The organism is Methylophaga sp. UBA3192, assembly GCA_002363955.1.
Taxonomy (GTDB): Bacteria; Pseudomonadota; Gammaproteobacteria; order Nitrosococcales; family Methylophagaceae; genus Methylophaga.
The window spans coordinates 221175-246437 of record DEXE01000006.1 but is presented as its reverse complement, the minus strand read 5'-3'; the positions used below and the strand labels follow the sequence as shown (position 1 = coordinate 246437).

The 25263-nt window shown below is 44.4% G+C and carries 31 protein-coding genes; 9 read left to right on the top strand and 22 right to left on the bottom strand.

Annotated features, from left to right (window positions below; genetic code table 11):
• Positions 1 to 88: 88 nt before the first annotated feature.
• The 7 genes from B2337_RS08300 to B2337_RS08270 all read right to left on the bottom strand — a co-directional run bounded on the left by B2337_RS08300 (position 89) and on the right by B2337_RS08270 (position 5920).
• Positions 89 to 553 (bottom strand): Fur family transcriptional regulator, encoded by a 465-nt coding sequence (locus tag B2337_RS08300; protein ID WP_292359792.1) that lies wholly within the window; start codon positions 551 to 553, stop codon positions 89 to 91.
• The gene (locus tag B2337_RS08295; RefSeq protein ID WP_292413211.1) at positions 553 to 1080 is read right to left on the bottom strand and encodes a DUF2796 domain-containing protein; all 528 of its coding nucleotides are present in this window, start codon (positions 1078 to 1080) and stop codon (positions 553 to 555) included. Before B2337_RS08295 ends, B2337_RS08300 begins: the two co-directional genes overlap by 1 nt.
• A gap of 65 nt (positions 1081 to 1145) precedes the next feature.
• Positions 1146 to 1808, bottom strand: a complete 663-nt coding sequence (locus B2337_RS08290; RefSeq protein WP_292359796.1) for a DUF1826 domain-containing protein — start codon at positions 1806 to 1808, stop codon at positions 1146 to 1148.
• A gap of 1 nt (position 1809) precedes the next feature.
• Complete coding sequence (gene zigA, locus B2337_RS08285; RefSeq protein ID WP_292413209.1) at positions 1810 to 3021, bottom strand: zinc metallochaperone GTPase ZigA; 1212 nt, start codon at positions 3019 to 3021, stop codon at positions 1810 to 1812.
• Positions 3002 to 3412 (bottom strand): TraR/DksA family transcriptional regulator, encoded by a 411-nt coding sequence (locus tag B2337_RS08280; RefSeq protein ID WP_292413207.1) that lies wholly within the window; start codon positions 3410 to 3412, stop codon positions 3002 to 3004. The genes zigA and B2337_RS08280 overlap by 20 nt, the downstream gene beginning before the upstream one ends.
• A complete protein-coding gene (locus B2337_RS08275) occupies positions 3405 to 3785 on the bottom strand; it encodes a MerC domain-containing protein (RefSeq protein WP_292359800.1) in 381 nt (126 codons plus the stop codon). Before B2337_RS08275 ends, B2337_RS08280 begins: the two co-directional genes overlap by 8 nt.
• A 74-nt stretch (positions 3786 to 3859) precedes the next feature.
• A complete protein-coding gene (locus tag B2337_RS08270; protein ID WP_292359802.1) occupies positions 3860 to 5920 on the bottom strand; it encodes a sensor domain-containing protein in 2061 nt (686 codons plus the stop codon).
• A gap of 194 nt (positions 5921 to 6114) precedes the next feature.
• Here B2337_RS08270 and B2337_RS08265 point away from each other — a divergent pair, with 194 nt between their 5' ends.
• The 3 genes from B2337_RS08265 (at position 6115) to B2337_RS08255 (ending at position 8132) form a co-directional block, all read left to right on the top strand.
• The gene (locus B2337_RS08265; protein ID WP_292359804.1) at positions 6115 to 6606 is read left to right on the top strand and encodes an Arc family DNA-binding protein; all 492 of its coding nucleotides are present in this window, start codon (positions 6115 to 6117) and stop codon (positions 6604 to 6606) included.
• Positions 6607 to 6699: 93 nt separating this feature from the next.
• Positions 6700 to 7509 (top strand): ion transporter, encoded by an 810-nt coding sequence (locus B2337_RS08260; protein ID WP_292413205.1) that lies wholly within the window; start codon positions 6700 to 6702, stop codon positions 7507 to 7509.
• Between the two features lie 92 nt (positions 7510 to 7601).
• A complete protein-coding gene (locus B2337_RS08255) occupies positions 7602 to 8132 on the top strand; it encodes a lipocalin family protein (protein WP_292359808.1) in 531 nt (176 codons plus the stop codon).
• Positions 8133 to 8150: 18 nt separating this feature from the next.
• On the opposite strand, the gene B2337_RS08250 is transcribed toward B2337_RS08255, so the two are convergent.
• The 9 genes from B2337_RS08250 to B2337_RS08210 all read right to left on the bottom strand — a co-directional run bounded on the left by B2337_RS08250 (position 8151) and on the right by B2337_RS08210 (position 16379).
• A complete protein-coding gene (locus tag B2337_RS08250) occupies positions 8151 to 9071 on the bottom strand; it encodes a CysB family HTH-type transcriptional regulator (protein ID WP_292413203.1) in 921 nt (306 codons plus the stop codon).
• A complete protein-coding gene (locus B2337_RS08245; protein WP_292359812.1) occupies positions 9068 to 10159 on the bottom strand; it encodes a sulfate/molybdate ABC transporter ATP-binding protein in 1092 nt (363 codons plus the stop codon). The genes B2337_RS08250 and B2337_RS08245 overlap by 4 nt, the downstream gene beginning before the upstream one ends.
• 17 nt (positions 10160 to 10176) lie before the next feature.
• Positions 10177 to 11076, bottom strand: coding sequence for a sulfate ABC transporter permease subunit CysW (gene cysW, locus B2337_RS08240; protein ID WP_292413201.1), 900 nt, complete (start codon positions 11074 to 11076; stop codon positions 10177 to 10179).
• On the bottom strand, positions 11077 to 11916 hold the full coding sequence (gene cysT / locus B2337_RS08235) for a sulfate ABC transporter permease subunit CysT (protein ID WP_292413200.1): 840 nt from the start codon (positions 11914 to 11916) through the stop codon (positions 11077 to 11079).
• 389 nt (positions 11917 to 12305) lie between these two features.
• Positions 12306 to 12938 carry a peroxiredoxin gene (locus tag B2337_RS08230; protein WP_292413197.1) on the bottom strand — a complete coding sequence of 211 codons (633 nt, stop codon included), beginning with the start codon at positions 12936 to 12938 and terminating at the stop codon, positions 12306 to 12308.
• Between the two features lie 29 nt (positions 12939 to 12967).
• On the bottom strand, positions 12968 to 13654 hold the full coding sequence (locus tag B2337_RS08225) for an RBBP9/YdeN family alpha/beta hydrolase (RefSeq protein ID WP_292413196.1): 687 nt from the start codon (positions 13652 to 13654) through the stop codon (positions 12968 to 12970).
• Between the two features lie 23 nt (positions 13655 to 13677).
• A complete protein-coding gene (locus tag B2337_RS08220) occupies positions 13678 to 13902 on the bottom strand; it encodes a TOBE domain-containing protein (RefSeq protein WP_292359822.1) in 225 nt (74 codons plus the stop codon).
• A gap of 63 nt (positions 13903 to 13965) precedes the next feature.
• On the bottom strand, positions 13966 to 14979 hold the full coding sequence (locus B2337_RS08215; RefSeq protein ID WP_292413195.1) for a sulfate ABC transporter substrate-binding protein: 1014 nt from the start codon (positions 14977 to 14979) through the stop codon (positions 13966 to 13968).
• 38 nt (positions 14980 to 15017) lie between these two features.
• Complete coding sequence (locus tag B2337_RS08210; protein WP_292413194.1) at positions 15018 to 16379, bottom strand: OprO/OprP family phosphate-selective porin; 1362 nt, start codon at positions 16377 to 16379, stop codon at positions 15018 to 15020.
• Positions 16380 to 16770: 391 nt separating this feature from the next.
• Here B2337_RS08210 and B2337_RS08205 point away from each other — a divergent pair, with 391 nt between their 5' ends.
• Together B2337_RS08205 and B2337_RS08200 are read left to right on the top strand one after the other, a co-directional pair.
• Positions 16771 to 18543, top strand: coding sequence for an SLC13 family permease (locus B2337_RS08205; protein WP_292359828.1), 1773 nt, complete (start codon positions 16771 to 16773; stop codon positions 18541 to 18543).
• Between the two features lie 10 nt (positions 18544 to 18553).
• On the top strand, positions 18554 to 19051 hold the full coding sequence (locus B2337_RS08200; RefSeq protein ID WP_292359829.1) for a GNAT family N-acetyltransferase: 498 nt from the start codon (positions 18554 to 18556) through the stop codon (positions 19049 to 19051).
• Here the strand turns inward: B2337_RS08200 and B2337_RS08195 are convergent.
• A complete protein-coding gene (locus B2337_RS08195; RefSeq protein ID WP_292413191.1) occupies positions 19040 to 19972 on the bottom strand; it encodes a ZIP family metal transporter in 933 nt (310 codons plus the stop codon). The two genes, B2337_RS08200 and B2337_RS08195, sit on opposite strands and share 12 nt — an antisense overlap.
• A gap of 114 nt (positions 19973 to 20086) precedes the next feature.
• On the opposite strand from B2337_RS08195, the gene B2337_RS08190 reads away from it, so the two are divergent.
• Positions 20087 to 20278 carry a CPXCG motif-containing cysteine-rich protein gene (locus B2337_RS08190; RefSeq protein WP_292359832.1) on the top strand — a complete coding sequence of 64 codons (192 nt, stop codon included), beginning with the start codon at positions 20087 to 20089 and terminating at the stop codon, positions 20276 to 20278.
• A 286-nt stretch (positions 20279 to 20564) separates the two neighbouring features.
• A complete protein-coding gene (locus tag B2337_RS08185) occupies positions 20565 to 20906 on the top strand; it encodes a hypothetical protein (RefSeq protein ID WP_292359834.1) in 342 nt (113 codons plus the stop codon).
• A 60-nt stretch (positions 20907 to 20966) separates the two neighbouring features.
• On the opposite strand, the gene cmoB is transcribed toward B2337_RS08185, so the two are convergent.
• The 3 genes from cmoB to tsaB are packed head-to-tail and all read right to left on the bottom strand — an operon-like array spanning position 20967 to position 23349.
• Positions 20967 to 21938, bottom strand: a complete 972-nt coding sequence (gene cmoB, locus B2337_RS08180; RefSeq protein WP_292413189.1) for a tRNA 5-methoxyuridine(34)/uridine 5-oxyacetic acid(34) synthase CmoB — start codon at positions 21936 to 21938, stop codon at positions 20967 to 20969.
• Positions 21935 to 22666 carry a carboxy-S-adenosyl-L-methionine synthase CmoA gene (gene cmoA, locus B2337_RS08175; protein ID WP_292413186.1) on the bottom strand — a complete coding sequence of 244 codons (732 nt, stop codon included), beginning with the start codon at positions 22664 to 22666 and terminating at the stop codon, positions 21935 to 21937. The genes cmoB and cmoA overlap by 4 nt, the downstream gene beginning before the upstream one ends.
• On the bottom strand, positions 22663 to 23349 hold the full coding sequence (tsaB, locus tag B2337_RS08170; protein WP_292413184.1) for a tRNA (adenosine(37)-N6)-threonylcarbamoyltransferase complex dimerization subunit type 1 TsaB: 687 nt from the start codon (positions 23347 to 23349) through the stop codon (positions 22663 to 22665). The genes cmoA and tsaB overlap by 4 nt, the downstream gene beginning before the upstream one ends.
• A gap of 78 nt (positions 23350 to 23427) precedes the next feature.
• On the opposite strand from tsaB, the gene B2337_RS08165 reads away from it, so the two are divergent.
• Both B2337_RS08165 and B2337_RS08160 read left to right on the top strand, forming a co-directional pair.
• Entirely contained in the window at positions 23428 to 23556 is a 129-nt protein-coding gene (locus B2337_RS08165) for a hypothetical protein (RefSeq protein WP_292359841.1), read from the top strand.
• 15 nt (positions 23557 to 23571) lie between these two features.
• Positions 23572 to 23811, top strand: coding sequence for a hypothetical protein (locus B2337_RS08160; protein ID WP_292359843.1), 240 nt, complete (start codon positions 23572 to 23574; stop codon positions 23809 to 23811).
• A 9-nt stretch (positions 23812 to 23820) separates the two neighbouring features.
• On the opposite strand, the gene B2337_RS08155 is transcribed toward B2337_RS08160, so the two are convergent.
• Positions 23821 to 24390, bottom strand: a complete 570-nt coding sequence (locus B2337_RS08155) for a YceI family protein (protein WP_292359844.1) — start codon at positions 24388 to 24390, stop codon at positions 23821 to 23823.
• Between the two features lie 16 nt (positions 24391 to 24406).
• Positions 24407 to 24952 carry a cytochrome b gene (locus B2337_RS08150; protein WP_292413181.1) on the bottom strand — a complete coding sequence of 182 codons (546 nt, stop codon included), beginning with the start codon at positions 24950 to 24952 and terminating at the stop codon, positions 24407 to 24409.
• Between the last annotated feature and the right edge of the window lie 311 nt (positions 24953 to 25263).

Genomic DNA, 25263 nt, shown 5'->3' with positions numbered 1-25263 from the left:
ATCGGGCAAAACGATCACCATAATAAATACGATATATCACATCAATTTAATGCAAAATACGTAAATCTGCGAATGAAAAAATTTCTATTTAACGTTGTTGTTGGCAGGCTTCACACAAGCCATGCAGTTCAAGCTGTGGGCTATTAAGCTGGAAATGATTGTGCTCAATACTCTCTTCCAATGCATGAATCAATTGTTTATCTACACCGATTTCCCGTACCTGCTGACAATTGTCACAAATCAGAAATTGAGGCGTCTGGTGTGAATGTGAACAGGCAATATGGGCACAGGCAATAAATTTATTATTGGAGGCCAGCTTATGAACCAAGCTGTTCTGCATCAGAAAGTCCAGCATCCGATACACTGACATCACCGGAATATTTTCATTGGTTTGCTGACGATAAAGTTCAGCAATCTCATACGCTGAACGCGCTGCCTCAGCTTTCAGTAATACTTCAAGAATGTACTTACGTTTACTGGTTAATCGGGCGCCATGCTCAACGCAACTACGTTCGGCCTGCTGCAGAACATTCTCTATATCGACTGTCGTCATTAGTTGATCCGGATAGTGGTTCGTTGTGGATTTAATTCCAGTTGCTGCTGACCGGTAGGTAACACCATTTGAACCTGCAACGTTTCCAGACGGTTATACACATCGAATAAATTGATTTTCAAACCGGTTATGTTATCTGGCTGTTCGCAACGCACAAAATAACTGACATCGAGATCCGCATGCCCTGCTTGACCTTGACTGTCAAAAGGCTCATCGATTTCGATTGACTCGGCTTTACAAGTTGAACCTTCAACGGTCAGCAATACATCCAACATTTCCAGTTGTTGCAACATATCGTGGTAAATGGCCTTTTGCTGCTCTGTTTCGGGTTGGTGCTCAAAACCTAAAAAATTCATCAACGGCGATTGTAAATGCAACATCAATTCCTGACCATCCATCACTAAATCCAGTGTTGCCATGCCATGAACATGCGCTCCATGATGGCGATGTCCCTCATGTTGGTGTTGTTCATGATGCTCGTGATGTTTATGCCCATGAGACTCTTCATGGGCGTTTGTGATGGGCATAACAGCGAAGCCACAAACCGCAGAAAATAAATATGGTGCTATCCGCATTTTTATCTGTCTCCCAATCACTCTGCAAAATCCAAGGTTAACAATAATCGTTTCTCAGATTTATGAATATGTGGTGAGCGATGCACAATGCCGCTCACCTGACTATCCATCCAACCATCACCTTTCAATAATGCGACATCACCCTGATTCAATTGTTGGATATCCACTTTATCCTGGTATATCCCCGATAAATGATCCGCTAAACCTTGTGCACCGGGCCCCAGTTTTGAACGATCTACAGCTTCCTCTGTTAACCATTCACTCCCCTGCCCATGATAAGTGGTTACCAGTCTGCACGCCAGATGATCAGTATGAAATCTGGGACACATAGTCTCGTGTATCAGACTCAGGCGCAAGCCAACCGAGTTTAACTCAAACAAATCCGCATACATTTCCACTAATTGCCTGACATCATCAACAAACAAATTTCGCTGTGGTTTATCAGGTAATAAACCGGTTAACCAGTCACTGACTTCGTCTGGGGTAATAACCGTACGTAATTGTAGCGCATTGAGTCCTTGAGTTACTTCCGCAATATAATGGTCAAGCGCATTACTTAACTGGCGTTGCCAGACCACCAGATTAATGTGCGGCTCATAAATTGCTGTCATCACTAATGGCGAATCTGCCTTGAGTACATGCTCAAACAATGGGTTTACGGCTAATGCACTCTGATTCATTTTAAGCCGCATCCCATGCTGGAAATGGATCAGGTAACGACTCCCATAATGGTTTACCTGCCAGTAACTCGATATCGCTTAACAGACAATCATCCAGCTGGGCTGTCACGGCTTGGGGATTTAAGTTCTGGCCGATAAACACCAGTTCCTGACGCATATCACCAAACGGTTCCTGCCAATTCTCTTTGATGGTTTGCAGACTTTCGGCATCCTGCGGCCAGCGATTCTCCGGGATGGCTTTCCAGAACATGCCGGCAAATCCATAACGGGCAATGCCACCAGCCTGATTCCATTGGCCAGCAAACTGTGGACGGCTGGCCAACCAGAAATAACCTTTGGAACGAATTAACTTGCCACAAGGCCAGTCCTGATGCAGAAACTCAAAGAATTTCTGTGGATGAAACGGTCGCCTGGCAACATAGGTGAAACTGCTAATGCCATATTCTTCAGTCTCAGGAATATGTTCACCGCGCATTTCTTTAAGCCAACCCGCCGCTTGCTCGGCTTTTTCAAAGCTAAATTTATGTGTTCCCAATACTTTATCCAGTGGGATCTGACCATTTTCGATAGCAATCAACTCTGCTTCGGTATTAAGGCTTTTTAAAATACCTGTTAATTCCGTTAATTGTTCAGTGGTGCATAAATCGGTTTTGCTGATTAATATCACATCGCAGAACTCAACCTGCTCTACCAGCAAATCGGCCACACTACGCATGTCCTCTTCACCCAGACTTTCCACCGTTTCCTGCAGATTTCTGGCCTCATTAAAATCACGCAGAAAATTTATCGCATCGACCACTGTAACCATGGTATCCAGCCGGGCAATCTGTGACAGGCTTTCGCCATCTTCATCGGCAAAAGTAAAGGTTTCAGCAATGGGTAAAGGTTCAGAAATGCCCGTTGATTCGATGACAAGATAGTCAAAACGTTTTTCTTCAGCCAGTCGACGTACTTCAATTAACAGGTCTTCCCGTAAGGTACAGCAGATACAACCGTTGCTCATTTCCACCAGCTTTTCTTCAGCACGGTTAAGTTGCACATCCTGCTGAATTTGCTGAGCATCGATATTGATTTCACTCATATCATTCACTATAACCGCCACCTTCAGACCATTACGGTTATTCAGAATATGATTCAGTACCGTCGTTTTTCCAGCGCCCAGAAAGCCGGACAACACCGTTACCGGCAAACGTTTATCGGGTTTTGTGCTCATAAAGCCCTTCTTTTTGTTCATTAATGGTTTTCACATCAGTGCAATATTCTGCGGTTGGACGAATCAATAATCGTTCAATGCCGATTGGTTCACCGGTTTGCAAACAATAACCATACTCCCCTGAGCGGATTCGCTGACGTGCTGCATCAATTTTAGGAATCAGCTGACGTTTCCGATCAGCGATCCGTAAAGCAATTTGTGACTCTTCTTCCTGTTGTGCCCTGTCCAGTACATCACTGACCTGACTATTACCCAGTATTTGGGTCTTTATTGCTGTAATTTCGTCTAATGTTTCGGTTCTGAGTTGCTGAAGTCGATTGTCAAAAAAGATCAGTTGCTCAGCATTCATGTAATCCGCTTCCTTAGCCGCTAATAAAGCTTTTTCATCCATTTGCATGCTCTCTTTGAGGTAGCAATAATCTTAAAGATAACTTGCGATTCCACAGATGCGCCGTAATCAGCAACAGACCACCGCTTATCGTTATCCAGGCTTCCAGGGATTCCGGCCCTAATAACGCCGACACCATGGTTAAAACCCCCATTACACCAAGCAATAAGGGCCATTGATTTTTATGTACTCTGTAGGAGCCAGGCAAGCTCAATAAAGCCAGTAAAACAACAGGCACCAACATCAGTCGGTGAACCCATTCCGAGCTTAACCATTCTCCCACCAGTCCTGCAGCACCAAAGCCGATTATCATCGGTGTTAACAAGCAATGAACCATGCAGGCTCCGGAACAGGCTATCGCCAAATCATCTTTCATTAAACGCTCCAAATTATGATATATCATATCATTTCAACTTCCCGGCCTGATGTCAAGACTTGTTTATGGCGGGCTTATTCAGACATTCGTCTGATTAGTGAATGCAATTCTGCAAGGGTTGTCTTGAAAGTGGTTTCAAGAGCGTTATAGCCTGCTCGGCTGGCATGAATATCACCCGCCAGGTAACTGGCCAGCAAATCATTCCCCGAGTGAAAAATGTATTGATGATAATGACTGATTTGGTCTAGCGTTGTGTTATCCAGGTAATGATGATAACGGGCTTTCTCCAGCCAGATCCCGCAATGAGAATCCGCTAATTGTGTTATCGGCCACTCCGTTTTGATCTCCGGTTCAGCGAACAGTCGTTCCTGAAGCTGATGTATCCAGTGTTTTAAATAAAAATAAAATAAACTCAACCGGGCTTGTTTATGATTCTTCAACAGACCTGATTGAGCACACCATTGGCTGAAAGGCTGATAAGCACTTAAAAATGTCATCAGCTGCTCAATCGGCATCGGTCTGGCTAACGCGTAGCCTTGAGCCTGGTTACAGCCCATCGCCAATAGCACTTCACCGTGAGCAATAGATTCAACCCCCTCAGCAATCACCTGAATATTAAATGATTGGGCAAGCGCTATGACGCCTTCCACAATTTTGCAGTCTTCGGGTTCTGTCAGCATCCGCCGGACAAAACTTTGATCCACTTTCACCACATCGACCGGCAATACCCGAATATGAGTGAGAGAGGAATAACCTGTACCAAAATCATCCAGCGCGGTGGTAATACCAAACTCCGATTTACAGAACTCGACCACATTGTTGATAAGACTCAGATCACTAAGACGATTACTTTCCAGGATCTCAATCTGAAAACGACTGGTATCCAGTTCGGGGTATTGTTTAATCTGAAACTGCAACCAATCGAAGAAGTCGCTGGTAGACAAGTGATAAGCCGTCAGATTAATACTTAACTGATACTTATGACCAGCTTGCTGCCATTGGGAAAGTTGTTTTATGGCTTTCTGGATAACCCATTGACCAAGGCTGACTTCCAGTTCCGTATCATAAACCTGGTCAATAAATCTATCCGGCGTCAGTAAACCTTTTTCAGGATGTTGCCAGCGAATCAAAGCCTCAAAACCGAAAATATGCCCTGTACTGAGGGTAACTTTAGGTTGAAAAAATAAAACAAACTGATCTTCCTGGATTGCTGTGGCAATTTCACGAAGTTGCTGATTGCGTTCGGTAATCTGCTCTTCTTCACCCGGATCATAGGCGAACAAGGTTGATTTTCCGTCAAGCTTGGCCTTATACATACACTGATCAGCATGACGGATTAAGGTATCCAGACTGCCCTTGTCATCTGGATAAAGTGTATAACCGATGGATGCCGTGATCATCATTGGCACTTCGTTCACAATAAACGGACTGGCAATTGTCGATAATACCCTCTGGATTGTTTGTGATGCGATAGCATCATTTTTGATACCACCAATTATCAAAACAAACTCATCACCGCCATAACGCACAATACAGTCTGTTTCCGCTAATACGGTTTTCACACGATTTGGTACCTGGTCCAGCAGATTATCTGCAACCGCTTTGCCATGAATATCATTGATTGTTTTGAACTCATCCAGATCCATAAAGGCAACTACCAGTTTTTCATTATTCTGATCAGCCATTGAGCTCATCTGACCAAAATCATTTTCCAGCTGGTTTTTGTTGAGGATTTGATGCGAATTACGGTTGAGAATCAGATCAGAAAGGATAGCGCGATATTTTCGGTCAGCAGTCACATCACTGAGATGCACCAGATAAAACAGTTTGTTGAAAGCATGAATACGTTTCACACTCAAACGGGCAATATAGTGCGAACCGTCTTTCCGTTTATTTGACACTTCACCCTGCCAGAAACCGTTGCGATGCAATGATTGCAGGATGGTCTGATTTAAAATTTTATTTTGGCTTTCAGCACTAAGGAATTTGGGATTGCTGCCGATAAGTTCTGATCGTGAATACCCGGTAATGTGTTGAGTCGCTTCATTGATATCAACAATTTTCTGATGTTCATCCGTGATGACAATGCCTTCATGTGCAAACCTGAAAGCATTTTCTAATAATGTGTTTCTCACACTACCTGCCTTGTCCTTAACGTGGATTTTCAGTCATAAGTTTCGTCAGCTGTTTACCCTTTATTCACGGGGATTTCACAGTAATAAGGACTAAACTTTATTTAACTTTATACCACGGTGATAGATACCAGTGGTAATGAAACTACAGATGGTAACTAACTATGTCAATAACAACTGTTTACACTCTTTAATTAATGAGCGCGAGAAAAGGACCTTTTGGCCTCCGACTGCCTGCTGAGCTTATGTCTTGGCTACGTTATGAGGCGACACAACACAACCGGAGCACGACCAGCGAGGCTTTGTTTTTATTACAGAAAAGTCTGGCCCATCGCTTCGATAAAACGGCTGTGCGAGAATTTCTGAAAAAGTGCCCTACAAGCACTAATACCGAAGCCTTTGGTTTACGCATCCCTGATGATCTCAAGATACTATTGCGCGATTTCAGTCAGCAGCATGAGATTAGTCTGAATCTGGAAATCGTTATGCGACTATCCCACAGTTATGATAAGTACCGTCGACATTCAGCCGCCGCAAAAATCAGTCACAACGATTACCGCTCAACATCAGCTAAAGAATTTACGATTACAGATTCTGAACAACGATTGCTGGATTTATTCCGTGGTCTTAATGAAGCGAATAAAAAGGTTATCCTTACCCTTATCAATAACCTTGCTGATAACGATTAACAGCAAATTCTGCAGCGTTTAGCTAAACATCTTTGACCCACCATAAATTCCGATTATGATCGCGGCCTTGATTTACTTTTGGCCGCTATATATATGCAAACCTCAGCACCCTCTCCAATATCTTTTCAGACCAAGCTGGAGAACCTGCGACACAACCGTTTATTTGAAGTTGTCGTTGTCAGTGTCATTTTGTTTTCTGCAATGGTGACAGGTGTAAAAACCTATGAAATCCCTTTTCAGATCCTACGGTTAGTCGACTGGCTGGACTACGCAATCACCTTGTTTTTTGTCATGGAAATCAGCGTACGATTTCTGGCCGAACCCAACAAAAGGGATTTTTTCAAAAGCGGCTGGAATGTGTTTGACACGCTTATCGTCGCTGTCAGCCTGATACCGGTTAATGACAGTGAACTGGCCTACGTTGCCCGATTGATTCGTATTTTCCGTGTATTACGGATGGTATCAGTGATTCCGGAATTACGACATTTGCTTAACTCATTACTCAAAGCCTTACCCCAACTGGGTTATGTTGCATTGATGATGTTTATCATCGTTTATATTTTTGCGGCCATCGGTACCACGCTGTTCGCAGACGTCAATGATTTTTTATGGGGCGATATCGCGGTATCCATGCTGACGTTATTCAGGGTTATGACATTTGAAGACTGGACTGATGTCATGTATGAAACCATGGAGGTATACCCTTTCAGCTGGATTTTCTATCTGATATTTATCTTCCTGAATACCTTTGCTTTTCTAAATATGCTGATAGGTATTGTTGTGAATGTAATGGAACAGGAACGTGCTGAAGAGCATGAAGAAGCACATAAAAACGATATGACAATTGAAGACTTATCTATGCAAATTGAAGAGTTGAAACTGTTGATCAAAGCCAAAACCTGATAGCAGCCGACTCATCTTAAACAAACCAGAACTTTCACATCCAGTTCACACCTGCCGATTGATCATATGTACTCCAATCAGGAGTGATGCCGATGTCTGGTCGTAAATTATCTCTGTTGCTGTTTATCACGCTATTAGCAGGATGTCAGTCAATGTCACAACCCATTCGCACGGAAAACTATGTTGATATTAATCGCTTTATGGGCGATTGGTATGTCATCGCCAATATTCCAACCTTTATTGAGAAAGGTGCGCACAACGCTGTTGAAACTTATGAACTAAATGAAGATGGCACTATCGCCACCACCTTTACCTTTAATAAAGACAGTTTCGATGGCGAACAGAAACAGTACCATCCCAAAGGTTTCATTCTGGATGACGAATCAAATGCTGTCTGGGGTATGCAGTTTATCTGGCCAGTCAAAGCCGATTATCGAATCGTTTATCTGAATGAAGATTACACGCAGACGATTGTCGGTCGTGAAAAACGTGATTACGTCTGGATAATGGCCAGAACACCGCAGATTCCCGAACAGGATTACCTGCAGATGCTGCAGTTGCTCGCTGAGCAGGGTTATGACATTTCAGAGATTCAGAAAGTACCCCAGCAATGGCCAGATTAAAAAGCCATTGCCGTGTCATTATTGCGTAATCGCCACGACCATGGCTTCTTCCGGCAAATCCGGTACACAAAGCTGAATAAAATCATAGGCAAACTGGCGCATGTAGTGCCCTTTTCTGACGGCAATCTTGGTGATGTTTTGTTCAAATAAATGACTGGAATCCAACAACGTTAATTTGATATCACGTTCGGCATCGTAGGCCATAGCCGCGACAATGCCGACACCCAATCCCAATTCAACATACGATTTAATCACATCCGCATCCAGTGCGGACATCGCAATATCAGCATCAATATGTTGTTTGAGAAAGGCCTTGTCGATAGTGGCGCGTCCGGTAAACCCCTCGTGATAGGTGACGATGGGATACTCTGCAATATCCGCCAAAGTCAGCTTCTGTTGTTTTATCAAAGGATGCTCTTTGGGCACAATCACCGCATGTTGCCAATGGTAATAAGCAAAACTGACTAATTCGGGAATATTCCCCAACGCCTCTGTGGCAATACCAATATCAGCCTCCCCTTCAATCATCATTTTGACGATCTCATCCGGGCTGCCCTGATGCAGTTTTAAATGTACTTTAGGATAGCGTTGCTTAAACTGGGTAATCACTTCCGGCAACACATATCTCGCCTGCGTATGGGTTGTCGCAATGGTTAATTTGCCGGTATCCTGCTGACTGTAATGCTCCGCCAGGCGTTTGATATTATTCGCATCGAGTAACATGCGTTCAACAATCTTCAACATTTCTTTGCCTGGTTCGGTCAGGCCGGTCAATCGTTTCCCTTTTCTGATGTATAGCTCAACGCCAAGCTCGTCTTCCAAATCTTTAATGTGTTTGGACACACCTGACTGCGAGGTAAACAAATGATTAGCTACCTCTGTCAGGTTGAAATTGCGTCGGACTGTTTCGCGGATAATTCTTAATTGTTGAAAGTTCAAGCGTGATAATCCTTCTGTACGCTATCTCGTTGAAACAGCTTTAATTTTGATGGCACTAATTTAACAATCTGACCTTGTATTAATGATAATTCATGCACCCGTTGAGGACTTAATTCCACCTCAAAATGCTGGCCGTGAGCACTATTGATACCATCCAACTCCACCCGTGAATTAAGACCAAACGACAAAACGCGATTCACCTTGGCAGATAATCCACTGACTTGTTGTGTATCGACGACTATATCCAATTCATGCGGTCGTGCGAAAGCGTAAACTTCTGAACCGGGGCCGTAATTTTCACCTTGGTCATGCAGCACATCATCACCGACATGCAGATGTCCATCGTCTACCCGGCCATGAAACAGGTTTACCGATCCTAAAAAACCATAAACAAACGGCGTTTGCGGATGGTTATACACTTCATCAGGCGTGCCTACCTGCTCAACTTTTCCATGATCCATTAACACCACTCGGTCAGCTACTTCCAGTGCCTCTTCCTGATCGTGGGTCACAAAAATTGAGGTGATGTGTAACTCATCATGTAATTTACGTAACCAACGCCGTAGCTCTTTACGTACTTTGGCATCCAAGGCACCAAATGGCTCATCCAATAATAGAACTCGAGGTTCTACCGCCAATGCTCTAGCCAAAGCAATACGTTGTCGTTGACCTCCAGACAGTTGTGAAGGAAAACGGTCCGCCAGCCAATCCAGTTGCACCAACTCCAGCAAACGATGGACTTTTTCGGCAATCACTTTTTCACTAGGTCTGGATTTACGCGGTTTCATCCGCAAACCAAACGCGACGTTATCAAATACGGTCATGTGTTTGAACAATGCGTAATGCTGAAACACAAAACCCACTTGCCGCTCACGGACATGGGTATCTGAAGCATTTTCACCATCCAGAATAACTGAACCTGAATCTGCCTGTTCAAGACCGGCAATAATTCTCAGTAATGTCGTTTTACCGCAACCTGATGGCCCCAAAAGCGCAACCAGTTCACCTGACGGAAAATTCAACGAAATATCATCAAGTGCTGTAAAACTGCCAAATTGTTTGTGTAAATTTTTAACTTCTATACTCATCTTCGTATCTCTTTTAATTAGTGTGCCGAAGCATTGGTTTCAGCGCGGTGTTCCACCCAGGTCTTTAATACCAACGTGACTAAAGCCAGTAATGCCAGTAATGAAGCCACTGCAAAGGCCGCCGCGAAGTTATATTCGTTATAAAGAATTTCAACGTGTAACGGCATCGTATTGGTCTGGCCTCTAATGTGTCCGGATACCACGGATACCGCACCAAATTCGCCCATCGCTCTGGCATTACACAGAATCACGCCGTATAACAAACCCCATTTGATATTCGGTAACGTCACATACCAGAACGTCTTCCAGCCACTCGCGCCCAATACCACAGCCGCTTCCTCTTCTTCTTTGCCTTGCGCCTGCATCAACGGAATCAACTCACGCGCGATAAACGGAAAGGTTACAAAAATGGTGGCCAGCACAATGCCCGGCACAGCAAAAATAATTTTGATGTCGTTGGCCACCAGCCATTCACCAAACCAGCCATTCACACCAAAAACCAGCACATACACTAAACCCACAATGACAGGTGAAACGGAAAAAGGCAGATCGATAAAAGTAATCAGCAACTGCTTGCCTTTGAATTCAAACTTGGCAATTGCCCATGCGGCCGCCACACCAAATACCAGATTTAATGGCACAGCAATCAGTGCAGTCAATAAGGTCAATCTAACCGCAGATAAGGCATCTGAATCGCTTAACGCCAACCAGTAAACTTCAAATCCCTTGCGTAAGGCCTCGGTAAACACAGCCACCAAAGGCATGACTAAAAATAAGGCGAAAAAAGTCAGAGCAATACTGATCACACTGATTTTTATCCACTTGGATTCTTGTGTAGCGACATTTCTTTCATATTTTGTTGGTGATACCCAAGCAAAATTGCTCAACGGTCTATTCACCACAGCAGCATTATTCATCTATCGATCCCTCCCGGTTCGTTTGCCAGCCCACGCCTGCAACGCATTAATAATCAGCAACATCACGAAGGACACCACCAACATCACTGCCGCAATGGCCGTGGCTCCGGCGTAGTCGTACTGCTCTAATTTGGTAATGATCATCAGTGGGGTGATTTCTGACACCATCGGAATATTGCCGGCAATAAAAATAACTGAACCGTATTCACCTACCGCACGTGCAAAAGCCAATGCAAAACCCGTCATTAACGCCGGCAGCAGGATGGGTATCAGCACATAACGAAAAGTCTGCCAGCGATTAGCCCCCAGACTGGATGCCGCTTCTTCCAATTCGGTTTCCAGATCCTGAAGCACTGGTTGCACTGTTCGGACTACAAACGGCAAACCGATAAACACCAATGCCACCAGCACACCTAACGGTGCAAAGGCCACTTTTATGCCTAAAGTTCCTTGAATAAACTGGCCTATCCAGCCATTTGGAGCATACAAAGCTGTTAACGCAATACCTGCTACCGCTGTGGGCAAGGCAAAGGGTAAATCGACTAACGCATCGACAATTTTCTTACCCGGAAACGAGTAACGTACTAACACCCACGCCAGCATCAAACCGAAAACGGCATTAATGGCTGCAGCGGCTAATGAAGCGCCGAATGAAAGTTTATAAGAGGCCACAACTCGTGGCGCGCTGACAATTGCCCAGAACTCTGCCCAAGTTAATTGGCTGGTAAAAATGAACACGGCACTTAATGGAATCAGAACAATAAGCGACAGGTACACCAAGGTGAACCCCATTGATAAACCGAAGCCGGGTAAAACGGAAAATGATTTTATTGAGGTCATCAGTCATTCCCCTCATCACGGTTCAATGAACCGCTAGCGATGACCTGCCTAGCCTTTTTCAGGTGGTTGCGTAACATGTTTATTCCTTGTTAAAACAATGTTCGCAAAGTGTAGAGAGGCAGTTTTAGGCTGAGAAATAACAAAATATGCAAAGCTTATGCATAACACTGGATTAGAGTTTTTAGTATTAATTTACAGTCACTTAGTTAAGCCAACCGCTTTTTTAGCATTTAAAAAAGTTAATGTTTTGTCTTTAAATATCGCTTTTAGCAACTAAAACAATTTGTGCTGCGCCTTGGCTATTGGTTTTAGATAATAAAAAGCCAGTAGTCCGATAAGAACTACTGGCTGATATCACAAATGGAATAGCTATTTATAGCTAGATTAGATCACTTTAACTTTGTAAAACGCAAGTAAGGTCGCACGGCTTCATAGCCTTGAGGGAAACGACTGGCAAGTTCTGCTTCATCTTGCAGAGATGGCACAATCACCACCCGGTCACCCGGCAGCCAATTACCTGGCGTCGCTACTTTTTCATTATCGGTTAATTGCAGCGAATCAATTACTCGCAACACTTCATTAAAATTCCGTCCGGTACTGGCCGGATAGGTAATGATTAATCTGACCTTTTTCTGCGGATCGATAATAAATAATGATCGTACTGTTAGTGTCGCGCTGGCATTGGGATGAATCATGTCGTAAAGCTCAGACACTTTACGATCGGCATCGGCCAATATTGGAAAATTCACCGTGGTATTTTGTGTATCGTTGATATCGTCAATCCATTGGTGATGCTTATCCACGGGGTCAACGGATAATGCCAATGCCTTGACATTTCTAGAGTCAAACTCGGCTTTTAACTTGGCGGTCAAACCAAGCTCTGTTGTACACACTGGGGTAAAATCCGCTGGATGCGAAAATAAAACACCCCAACTGTTTCCCAGCCACTGATGAAAACGAATATGCCCTTCTGTTGAATCTTGTTCAAAGTCAGGGGCTTCATCACCCAATCGAATTGACATGTTAATTCTCCATTATCCAAGCCTGCATATCAGGCGTATTGTAAAAATGCACTTTGCTGCGTTGTTAAACCAATTGTTGAATATGTTTTAGGTATAAGACGTTTACGAGCGCTGTTCCAGCTACTTAATTGAAAGACCTCATCACCAGGTAAGGGTTCAATAGCTTCCAGCATGGCTGAAACAAAGTCTTTAATTAATGGCCATGCGCCATAACCTGACTCACTATTTATATGTCCGGCGTTTCCTGCATTGTAAAATGCCAATCCCCAATCACGACTCAGTTGATCAGCTTGAACAACTGACATCCATGGGTCATTTTTACTGGCTACCAATACCCCTAACATATTTAAATGTTGGTCAGGCAATGTGCCCGCGATGGTTTGTAAATTCTTTTGACTCTCTTTAATCGCCCCATAAAGCGAAAAACGCTGTGGAGCGGCTGGTGCCACTAAAATAACGCCTGCCACCTTTTCAGGACGCCAGGAAGCTATCAATGCACTCACCAAGCAACCAAAACTGTGAGCGACTAAAATCGCTTGTCCCGGCATCGTATCAAGCTGCTTCTCCAGCGCTTCTGCCCATGGATAAATTCGCGGCGATTCCCAATTAACGCCGGTTAAGCGTTCGCTGTCTGGAAATTGTTGCTCCAGCCATGTCTGCCAGTGATTTTCATCACTGCCATGGTACCCTGGCACAGTTAAGATTTTGGTTTTCATTGATCTTCTCCTCGGCTTTGTTTTTATATTTTGCTAAAACTGGCCAGAGCAACTTCAGTGGATTTAAACAAAGCAATGACTTCAAACCCTGGCTTTAGACCCAGGTCATCAATAGAACTCGTTGTCACCACCGAGGTAATCACACCCGCACCGGTATCCACTTCAACTTCACTGACCACATCACCGCGTTTTATTCGCTTGATAATGCCTTTAAATTGATTTCGACTGTTTATCGCTTTAATTGTCATGATAATTTCCTTTACTTTTTAAGGTCCGGCCTGAACCATTTCAGGCCGGATTTACTGATTTTATTATTGAACAGAATAGATACTGTCAAACACACCGCCATCGTTAAAATGAGTCTTTTGGGCGTTTTGCCAACCCCCAAATGCTTCATCAATTGTGAAGATTTTCACTTGTGGAAAGCGAGCAATATCCTGCGGATCAGCATGCTCTGGAGACAAGGGGCGGTAATAATGTTTGGCTGCCAAAGCCTGGCCCACCGGTGAATACAAATACTCCAGATAGCCCTTAGCCACTTGTTGTGTTCCGTTTTTTTCAGCATTACCATCGACAACTGTCACTGGTGGCTCTGCCAAAATTGAAACCGAGGGAACAATGATTTCAAACTGATCTTTGCCCAATTCGTTTATCGCTAGAAATGCTTCGTTCTCCCAGGAAATAAACACATCACCAATTCCACGCTGCACAAAGGTGTTAGTTGAACCACGTGCTCCAGAGTCCAAAACTGGGACGTTTTTATAGATTTTGCTGACAAACTCTTCGGCTTTTTCTGCACTGCCATACTTTTGTTCAGCAAAGCCCCATGCCGCCAGATAGTTCCAACGTGCGCCACCTGATGTTTTCGGGTTAGGTGTGATAACTTCCACGCCCTCTTTGACCAAGTCATCCCAATCTTTGATGTTTTTCGGGTTGCCAGAACGCACCAGAAAAACGATGGTAGAAGTATACGGCGCACTATTATTTTCGAGACGTGACTGCCAATCCGCTGGAATTTTGCCGGTTCTTTCGGCAATGGCATCAATGTCATAGGCTAATGCCAAGGTAACAACATCGGCTTCCAGGCCATCAATAACGGCCCGCGCCTGTTTTCCTGCACCACCATGAGATTGTTGTATCTTAACGTTGTCACCGGTTTTTTCTTTCCAATACTTAGCAAAAATTGGGTTGTACTCTTGATACAGCTCACGAGTCGGATCATAAGAAACATTGAGGATTTCAATATCCTTTGCCAGTGTGTTTGCCGAAAATATTGCCAGGCTCAATGCCAAAGGCAGGGTTTTCAATACTGTTTTAAATTTCATTTTTTTCTCCAAAAAGTTACGTGATTAAGATTTAAGTTTTAAAAGTCGACCTGGGCCCGTACGGCAAAAATATCGCCATCGAGATCATCATTGGCATTGCCTGGGCGATCTACGTCCAGTACCTTGACGTAGTTGGCGGCAAACCGAATATTGTCAGTTGCATACCAGTTGACACCTAAAGTGGCATTGTCCAGTTCTCCACCTGTTACCGTGTCATCATTTAAATCCAGCGTACTGTAGCGAGCAGCGACCTCCCAGGCTCCATAGCCGCCTTTACCCACTGGCGATTTAGGTTTGGTACGATCAAAGATGCCGTTTTTGTAAGCACGTGATTCTCCGGTCAGGAAATAACTGGCGTAGGCGTACCAGCCATCAAAATCCAGGTCAGACGCACCATCTCGTTTCAGCTTGGTTTGGATGTATTCACTTTGTACGGAAAAAGGTCCATAAACAGTGGCAAACTCAAGCCCGTAAGACTGAGAATCATCTACGCCGGCAATACTGCCGGTATCGACTAAACGGGCACCATCCACGCGTACTTCAGGCCGTTCGCGAAAACGAACCGTGCCATCAGTATCCTGTGCCCAGTTCTGACGTGCCGCCAGACCAAGGTGAATAAAGCCGTTGTCGGTTTTAACCGGCGTCGCGGTCAGACGACCAATCAGGTTCCAGCCCTCATCTGAATCATTACTGGAATTGTCTTCACTTTCTTCTGCCGGACTGCCAAAACCACCCACGGCAAACGTCCAGTTATCGTTTGCGGTATCAAAACCGACACCGATACGCCTGTCAGGGGTAAACACATGGTTGAGGCCGCGTTCGAGGAAAGTACTATTGAGGCTGCTGGTCAGATGCTCAAGGCCAAATGGCGCCTTGAACTGACCAACGGTGATGTTACCAATATTGAGCCCGGTATATTTGAAGTAGGCATCTCTGACACCGCGTGTTGAACTGCTGCCATTTGGACGAGCAAAGTCGTATTGAAAGCGATAGTCCCAATCTTTGTAGACGGTGCCACGTAAATCGACAAACAGACGACGAAAATCAGTACCATCCCCACTGGGAATTTCACTATCATAAAAAGCAGCATCAGCTTGAATACGGCCACCAATTTGTGCCTTGAAATCACCATCGGCTGACTCAAATGACAGACTTCGTCCATTAGTTTTGGCGATTACTGCATTTTTAGTTACTGCTTTAGTGGATTGAATATCTTCTTGTTGTTGGTTAAGTTGTACATTTTGCTGTTCAAGTTTTTCCAGCAGCAAATTCACTTGCTGTTCGAGCTTTTCGATGCGCGCATCGGCATCATTATCAGCCGCCTGGGCCGCTAACGGAGAGATGCTTATCAATCCGGCCAGCAGCAAATGCTGTGTTAAAGGTTTAAGTTTGAATGACACTGTCTATCTCCTGTTTTTGTGAAGTGCAGGCAGATAGTAGAAAGACAGGGTTATAAAGCGAACCAAGTAAAAAAGGATTGTTTATTCATTATCTTGTTAAGCAAGTAAAATTGAGCATTCCGCTATGATTTTATCTGTTAAAAAAAACAGTGCAGATACTTTTTCAGCAAGCTTTTCAGCTTCGGTGAATTTGATTGGGCGCTAGCAAATAAAAAATGCAGATGATTTTTCTCCTTTCATACAAGTGGATAATGACCTTTAAGTTTTGTTTCCAACTAAGCAGTGCCATTTTCCATATAGCTTTTAAATATATGTATATTCCCTCTTATTAATTCCACTTATTTATAAACCTGTCATTATTAGCACTTTGAAAAATAGCTTGAGGTAGAAAATGGGTTGGCAAGGCTGGTTTACCATAGCCGTTACTTTATCGGTCTTACTGGTGCTGACATTTAGCCGAGTGAGACCTCATATCGCCATGATAACGGCGATGACAGTGTTGTTAGCCACCGGTATTCTCAATGGTCCACAGGCATTGGCAGGATTCAGTAATGCAGGTTTGATTACGGTTGCCGCCATGTTTATTGTTGCCGCCGGTTTGCATGCTTCAGGGGGCGTGGATATTTTTGTGAAATCCTTGTTAGGCTCGCCAAAATCTATTCGTGGCTCTTATCTGAGAATGTTTACCCCGGTCGTTTTTCTCAGTGCATTTTTAAATAACACGCCTGTGGTTGCCACCATGGTTCCGGGTCTGCTCGCCTGGTGTAAACGGATAAACATCAATCCATCAAAACTCATGATTCCTTTGAGTTATACGGCTATTCTTGGTGGAACTCTCACGTTAATTGGAACCAGTACCAATTTGGTCTTAAACGGTCAGTATCAATCGTTAACCGGTGAAGCCGGTTTCTCAATTTTTTCCATCACGATTATAGGGTTGCCTGTCGCTATCTGCGGCTTGATTTTTATGTGGTTGTTTTTTCCTAAATGGTTGCCGGATATTGGAAAAAGTCATGCATTCGAAAATGTACGGGAGTTCACCCTGGAAGTGATGGTCGAGGCCAATGGGCCATTGGTTGGGCAAAGTATTCAACAAGCGGGCTTACGTGAACAGAAAAGTGTTTATCTGGTGGAAATTGAACGTAATGGAACAGTATTAACGGCGGTCACGCCTGAACAGCGTCTGCAAGGTGGTGATCGTCTGGTATTTGCCGGAGATACTCAGGGCATTACTGATTTGTTGCGGATTAGAGGTATTGTCGCCTCAACCTCTGATGCAGAAAGCACAGTCCTTTCTGCAGATCGTCCTGAACGTAGTCTGGTAGAAGCTGTTGTTTCACCGCACTGTGCCGCTATTGGCGAAACCATTCGTGAAGCAAAATTCCGTCAACGATATGGTGCTGTCATTATGGCTGTCGCCAGAAATGGTGAACGTATCGTGGGCAATTTGAGTAATATTGTTTTAAAAGCGGGTGACTCGCTATTATTGGAAGCCAGACCCGCTTTTGTCAGCCGACAACGTTACAACAAAGACTTTTTATTGATTAATGATTTGGGTAAAGAATCACCCAATCACGATAAAGCGGTTCTTGCCTGGGTGATTTTGATAGGCTTGGTGGCTGCTGCAGGATTCGGTTTTATTGATATGCTCCACGCCTCGTTGATCGGTGCAACACTAATGATATTAACGGGTTGTTGCTCCGTTAGTCAGGCGGAACGCAGTCTGGATTTAACGGTTATTTTAACCATTGCTGCATCGTTTGCTTTGGGTGTGGCATTACAACAGACCGGCGTCGCAGACTATTTGGCTACAGGCATTGTTTCGGTCAGTCAGAATCAACCCTGGTTGATGTTGATAATGACTTATATTGCCGTTTCAGTGCTGACCGAGTTGATCACCAATAATGCAGCGGCCGTGTTAATGTTACCCATCGTGCTTGAGCTTACTGAAAAGGCAGGATTGCATAATGAGCCATTTGTTTTTGCCATAATGATGGCGGCCTCAGCTAGTTTTGCAACGCCGTTGGGTTACCAAACCAATTTGATGGTATACGGTCCGGGCGGCTATCATTTCCGTGACTTTTTAAAAGTGGGTATACCAATGAATTTATTTATTGGTGCAGTAACGCTTGCAGTAATAATGCTGATCTGGCCACTGAACTGACATTATGCAGATGGTTAACGTACAAATTCAGCTTGCTTGTCAGATAGATATTCCGGACCTTGTTTCGCTATTAAACCACTGTGCCAGAGATATGCATCAGCAAGGTATGTCGCATTGGCTGAATGTTTATGATGAGCAATCCGTCAAACAAAATCTGCTGCAAAAAACAGTCTATGTTCTCAAACAAAAATCACAGCTTATTGGTTGTGTGGCATTAGGCGTTCAACCAGCCAGTTATTACACTGACTGCTGGCCACAGGCACCTGATGCTGATTTTTATCTCACCCAACTGGCAATCCACCCACAGCATCAACAATCTGGTTACGGACGATTTTTGCTGCAGTACTGTCTCGAACTGACTGAAGGGCGAACACTGCAGTTAGATGCAGTAGCACATTACCCCGAGCTGCTGAAATTTTATCGGCAATCAGGTTTTAAGCAGATTGCCGAAGGTATTGGTCTCGGTGATCGTCGGTATCTGTTTGAGTATGGTGATTTAACCCAATAACGTATCTAATAACATGATGGCAAACAATCCCCCCATCAGCCCCATTGTGGCCCTGGTCTGATGACCATTACGATGCGTTTCCGGTATGACTTCATGAGAAACAACAAATATCATCGCTCCGGCTGCAATACCTAATCCCAGAGGGTAAGAAACTGGCAAACCACTTGATAGAAAAATCCCCATCACTGCTCCCACCGGCTCTACCAATCCAGTTGCGGCAGCAATTGTTACGGCTTTGCCAGCTGAAATATTGATACGTCTCAGCGCTAATACAACGGCCAGTCCTTCAGGAATATTCTGCAACGCGATTGCAGCTGTCAGTGGAATCCCGACAGCCAGATTTCCATCTGTATACCCGACACCAATTGCCATGCCTTCAGGAAAGTTATGCAGCGCAATAGCCAAAACAAACAGGCTTACCCGTCCCACTTGTTGATGTCCCGCTCCACATGGACCGGAGTGCTGATGTTCATGCGGCAGATAATAGTCCAGCCCTAACATCAACAACACGCCCCCCATCATACCCACAATAACAATAACCACACCGCTGAGAGCATGGCCGGTTAATGCAGTTCCAACGTCTATACCTGGCAGAATAAGTGAGAAAAAGCTTGCTCCCAGCATCATGCCGGCAGCCATGCCCAACATCGTATCTTCCGTTACCGTGGGAAGTTTTTTAACAATTAATCCGGGTGCGGCTCCCATTGCCGTTGAAAGCGCTCCCACACCACCGCCAATCAATGCCCATTTCAGGAAAAGCGGATCAACACTGGTATGTGTACTCAGAAAATTCATGAGCAGCATACCGACAATCGCCATTAGCGTTAACAGGATGAACGCTGACATAATGGGACGACTATTGAATTGTTCACGCCAACTGATAAGAAGTGCAGAAAAAGTTTGCTTTATTGCCTGTTGCATCCGGATTTTCCAAAAAGATTGGCCATAGGTTTATCACACTCAATACCTTTAAGATATTGAACTAATCCATCCCCATATATTCATAACGATAATAAACAATTTTGGAGTATGACGATGCAAGCTTTACAGGAACAATCTGTTATGTGTCCTTACTGTGGTGAAATTATTGAAGTTTTACTCGATGCCAGTGTGAATTTTCAGGAATATATTGAAGATTGTTTTGTCTGCTGCCGGCCAATACAGTTTTCGGTTTATGTGAACGATGACGGTTCATTTCATGTTGATGCCGTTGATGAAAATGCGTGAGATTAAAGCGTTTTACTGGAGCTAATTGTGTAAATGAAATGTCTCATTTCTGAAGCCTCAACTATATGACCAGGTTGCAAGATTAGGGATTGCTAAGTAATGTTTTTTGGGTGGTTAAACATCGAAAAAAAATAAGCATATGGATTTAAAGGAAAAATATCCTGCTTAAACAAGGATAGTTTACTTATTGAAGGATGGTATATTTCGGTTTCTAATGGACTTAAACCAATGATGGGAATGCACATTGAATCGTATTTGGCACAATACTTTATATCCGGCCCTGCTAATGGCGCTGTTAATACCACAAGCTTATGCATCACTCGATCTTTTAGCGGGTGTCGAGGCCGGTATTGAAACTGATACTGCGATGACGACTATTGATCTGGACAGAACCCAGGAAATCCTCTCGTCAAATGATTTCGAGTCCGAGCATGGCTGGATTAATCATCACACCGGAATTCACTATCAAATCCAGCTTTTACGCAGTTATTCTTACGGTCATTACCCTTGTCTGGCCTATCAGTTGAAAATTAAAAATGGCGACGATATACAGGAAAAATCGCTGGATGCCTGTCAGCATCGAAGTGGTAAATGGATTTCAGTTTCCCCTACCTCAATGGCTTTTTAGAACCTGTTTAGCCTTTATTAATAGCCGCCAGCAGTGGTGGAGATGAAAGATAAACAAGCCCTAGGGCGCATCAGCGATAAATATGGCCCGCTTCGGTGCTGGATAACCTTCAATTGTTTTATTGATATCGTCAGGATCCAGAAAATCCTGCAATGATTCAAAGGTCATCCATTCTGTTGCACGCTGCTCTTCCAGACTTGTTTGATTTTCATCTACACAGCGTACATTTTTATAGCCGCATTTCTGCAACCATATCAGCATGGTCGGCACCGAGGGGATAAACCAGACATTACGCATTTTCGCGTAACGCTCTTCTGGCATCAGACTCATGCCTTCTTCCCCGTCAATAATCAACGTTTCCAGCACCAGCTCCCCCCCCGGGCGAAGACAATGGCGTAACTCCAGTAAATGATTTAGCGGTGAACGGCGATGATATAAAACGCCCATCGAAAACACCGTATCAAACAGGTGCAGTTTTTCCGGCATATGTTCAATTCCAATCGGCAAGACAAAATGTCTGTCACTTTGAATAAAGTGTTGCATCAGTTGATACTGCATACTGAACACCAGTGTCGGATCTATGCCCATCACCATGCTGGCACCCTCACCCACCATGCGCCAGCCGTGATACCCATTGCCGCCACCGACATCAAGTACCTTACGACCTTGCAATGAACTAAGATGCGGCAATACGCGCTCCCATTTCCAATCCGATCGCCACTCCGTATCAATGTGTATATCAAATAATTGGTACGGGCCTTTGCGCCAGGGATGAAAAGTTTTGATCAGCTCAATAAATGAAGCTGAGTCATAAGCCGCCAAATCTTCTTTTGAGCCAATAGCCACCTGTTGTTGAAGTTCTATAGCGGAAGGCTTTATGGAGGGTAAGTCAGCCAACACTTTTTGCCATAACGGCATCTTGCCATGAAAATCATCAGCCAGTCGCTGGTCAGTAAATTTGGCCAATTGTTTGGCCCAGTCAGCTTGTCCAACGGAGTCAAGCCAACGATAAAACGGTTCATATACGGTCATTTAAACGCTATCAAAGAGGCAAAATTAAAACATTGAAACCAGCATTCACTGCTGGAAAAACCCGCCTGGCTGAGACGTTGCTGATGTGCTGTCTGAGTCTCGGGGATTAATACATTTTCCAGGGCGCTGCGTTTCTGGCTGATTTCCAGATCACTGTAGCCATTAGCGCGTTTGAAATCATGATGTGCTTCAGTAAAAAAAATCTGTTGCGCATCACTGTCAAAAGCCAGTTTTTCCGACAGGATAAATACACCACCGGGTTTCAAGCCCTGATAGATTTTATCAATCAACTCATCGCGTAAATCTGGTGCAATAAACTGCAGCGTAAAATTCATCACCACTACTGAGGCATTTTCAATAAGCGTCTGGTTAATATCTTCACAGCGCAGCTCAACCGGTACTCGATTATTATCAGCCGCAATGATTTTCTCTGCTCGTTCAATCATTGCGGCCGAATTATCAACCGCAATTATCTGACAGCCTTCAGCTTTTATACGCTGGCGCATTGATAAAGTAACCGCTCCTAATGAACTGCCCAGGTCATAGCATCTGCTGTTTGCCTGAGCATATCGAGCGGCCAGAATGCCAATATTGGAAATCAGGGTGCCATAGCCTGGTACCGAACGCTGGATCATATCGGGAAATACATCCACCACGCGCTCATCAAAGCGAAAGTCCACCATCTGTTCCAGCGGTGAAGCAAAAATGTTATCGGCTTTTTTGATCATCCCTGTTGCGCCTTCTTTTTGGCCACATCGTTGCGCAGGTAAACGGGTAAAGCTTTTTCCGCACTGACATATTCGCCCCGTGCGTATAATTGCCCGGCAAGTTTCAAAATAATCGCTGCTTGCGGATAAATATCAGGTTGCTGACCAATTAACTGTCCGGAAAAATTGCTTTGCAATGTATCTGCATAAACTTGCCAGCCAGTGCCAGCACCAAACCACATCTCAGTATTAGCTGGCAGGAATTGTTCTGCCGGACAGACTTTTTCTTCACCCAGCAGCACAACGCTCCCACCTTGTACCTGAAAACTGGCTGCATAGATTTCATCCATCCGCGCATCCATCGCTACCGCTATATTGTGTTGTTGGGTCTGCTCATAAGCAGCCTGGGCGACTGCTGCTAAAGTCGAGACTGGAATAACCGGAAGCTCACGAGCAAACGCAATTCCTTGAGCAACCCCCACCCCGATTCTAACCCCGGTAAACGAGCCGGGGCCGCGCCCGAATGCCAATGCGTCAATATCAGCGATTGACGCATCTGCTTGCTTGAAAAGCTGATCAAGCATCCCCAGTATTAGGGTTGAGTGACCCCGCTGAGTCATTTGCTGCTGCTGATACAACACGCCGTTAATGGTTATTGCGGCAGAACAACTTTCGGTACTGGTATCAAGGGCAAGCAAATTCATTGGCTGGTCATCATCATGTCATTTGAACGTCATAGACGCGCATTATAATTCAACCGTCGACTACAAAGGAGGTTCGCTATGGGTTATATCGCTGATTCCATCTATATTTTTCGTGAACTGATGAAACTGTTGTTTGTGGTGGTAACATCACCTTTCGCAGTAGTGGGTAGTTTGCTGATGCTGGGTAGTGTTACCTGGCAGTCATAAATAGCGAGGAAACCAATGAGCGTCATACATCTGCAAGCACTGGATAACATTCGCGAAAAAGACTGGAATAGCGCTCACCAGCTTATTCAGCAATACAATGATCCGATGGCATGCTTGATTCATGGTTACTTGCATCGAATTGAAGGCGATATGTCTAATGCTGCTTACTGGTACAACCGAGGTCACGAAGTTGTACCAGCAAACAGTTTAGATGACGAACTGGAGCGTTTGTACGCGCTAGCCAGTCAAGAGTAATTTATTCAGTTACTGTCTGATGCCTTCAATAGACAAGGTCAGAAAGACTTCCTGCGAGCTTGGTCCCAGCTTGCTGACATCAATGCCATAATCTTCAATGATAAAGCTGGTTTCACCATGGAACCCCACACGGTAACCACCCCATGGATCTTCACCTTCACCAATTTTTTCCACCGGAATAGTCATCGGTTTGGTCACGCCATGCAAGGTGAAATCACCTTTCATTAATAAAGTGCCATCTGCCTGCTGCTCAAAGCTGGTTGAAGTAAAGCGTGCTTCGGGATGCTGGGCGGTGTTCAGAAATTGTTCACGCAAGTGCTTATCACGTTCAGCAAAGTTGGTATCCACACTGGCAACATCAATCTTCACATCAATTTTTGATGCTTCCGGGTTTTCTGCGTCATAGTTGAATGTCCCTTCAAAGTCATTAAAACGCCCGCTCATCCAGCTGAAACCCAGATGCTGAATGCGGAAATCAATAAACGCATGAGCTTTTTCCGTATCAATCACATAATCAGCCGCCTGCGCGGGTAATATAAAAGCCGTACTCATCGCCAAAGCAAAGATGGTTTTTTTCATGGTAACTCCTGTTGGTTTAAAGATTAAGCATGCGACGCAAAGTGGCGTCCTTATTGATGAAATGATGTTTTAATGCGGCCAGCGCATGGAGAGAAGCCAACCCGATAATGAAATAGGCAGACCATAAATGCAGCTTGCTCACCAGCTCACTGGTCGGGACACTCAATTGCGTGATGGAAGGGATATTGAACCAGTCGAAAATTCCCAGAGGCTGACCTTTCGCGGTGACAATCAGATATCCCGTGACAGTCAATACAACAATGGCAATATTCATCAATTGATGAGCTACTTTAGCCATCCATTGTTGCCAGACAGGTATTGATTCAATCGAGGCGGGTTTACCTGCAACCGGACGCCAGATCCAACGCAGAATGACTAATATAAAGACGATAAATCCAAGGCCTTTATGCCACCAGGGTGCCTGATAGTACCAGTCATCATAATAACCAAGATCAACCATCCATAATCCGAGTATGAATAAACCGATCGTCAGCAATGCGACTGACCAGTGGAGCAAGAAACTGATCAGACCATAACGTTCAGGAGTATTGGTTAAACGCATTTATTCCTCTCCATAGGAAACTATCAGAATGCATATCTGACCCAGCTTTTGATGGCTGGGTTCCATCTAGGGCTTGTTGATCTTTCATATCCACCACTGCTGGAGGCTATTTTTGTGTCAGACAAGGCGGAAAGCACGCAGTGTAGCCATCCTACATAAGTGATTGACAACGCAGGCGGGCGCAAAAAAAGTCCCAGCCCTTCGGGTTGTGACTGAAAAAGCGCCACTCTGCGTTGCTCGTCGCTTATTTAGAATAACTAAAGGGCGCTCCTCGAGCCTTGATTGACGCTTTTTCAGTTCACAACAGAGGC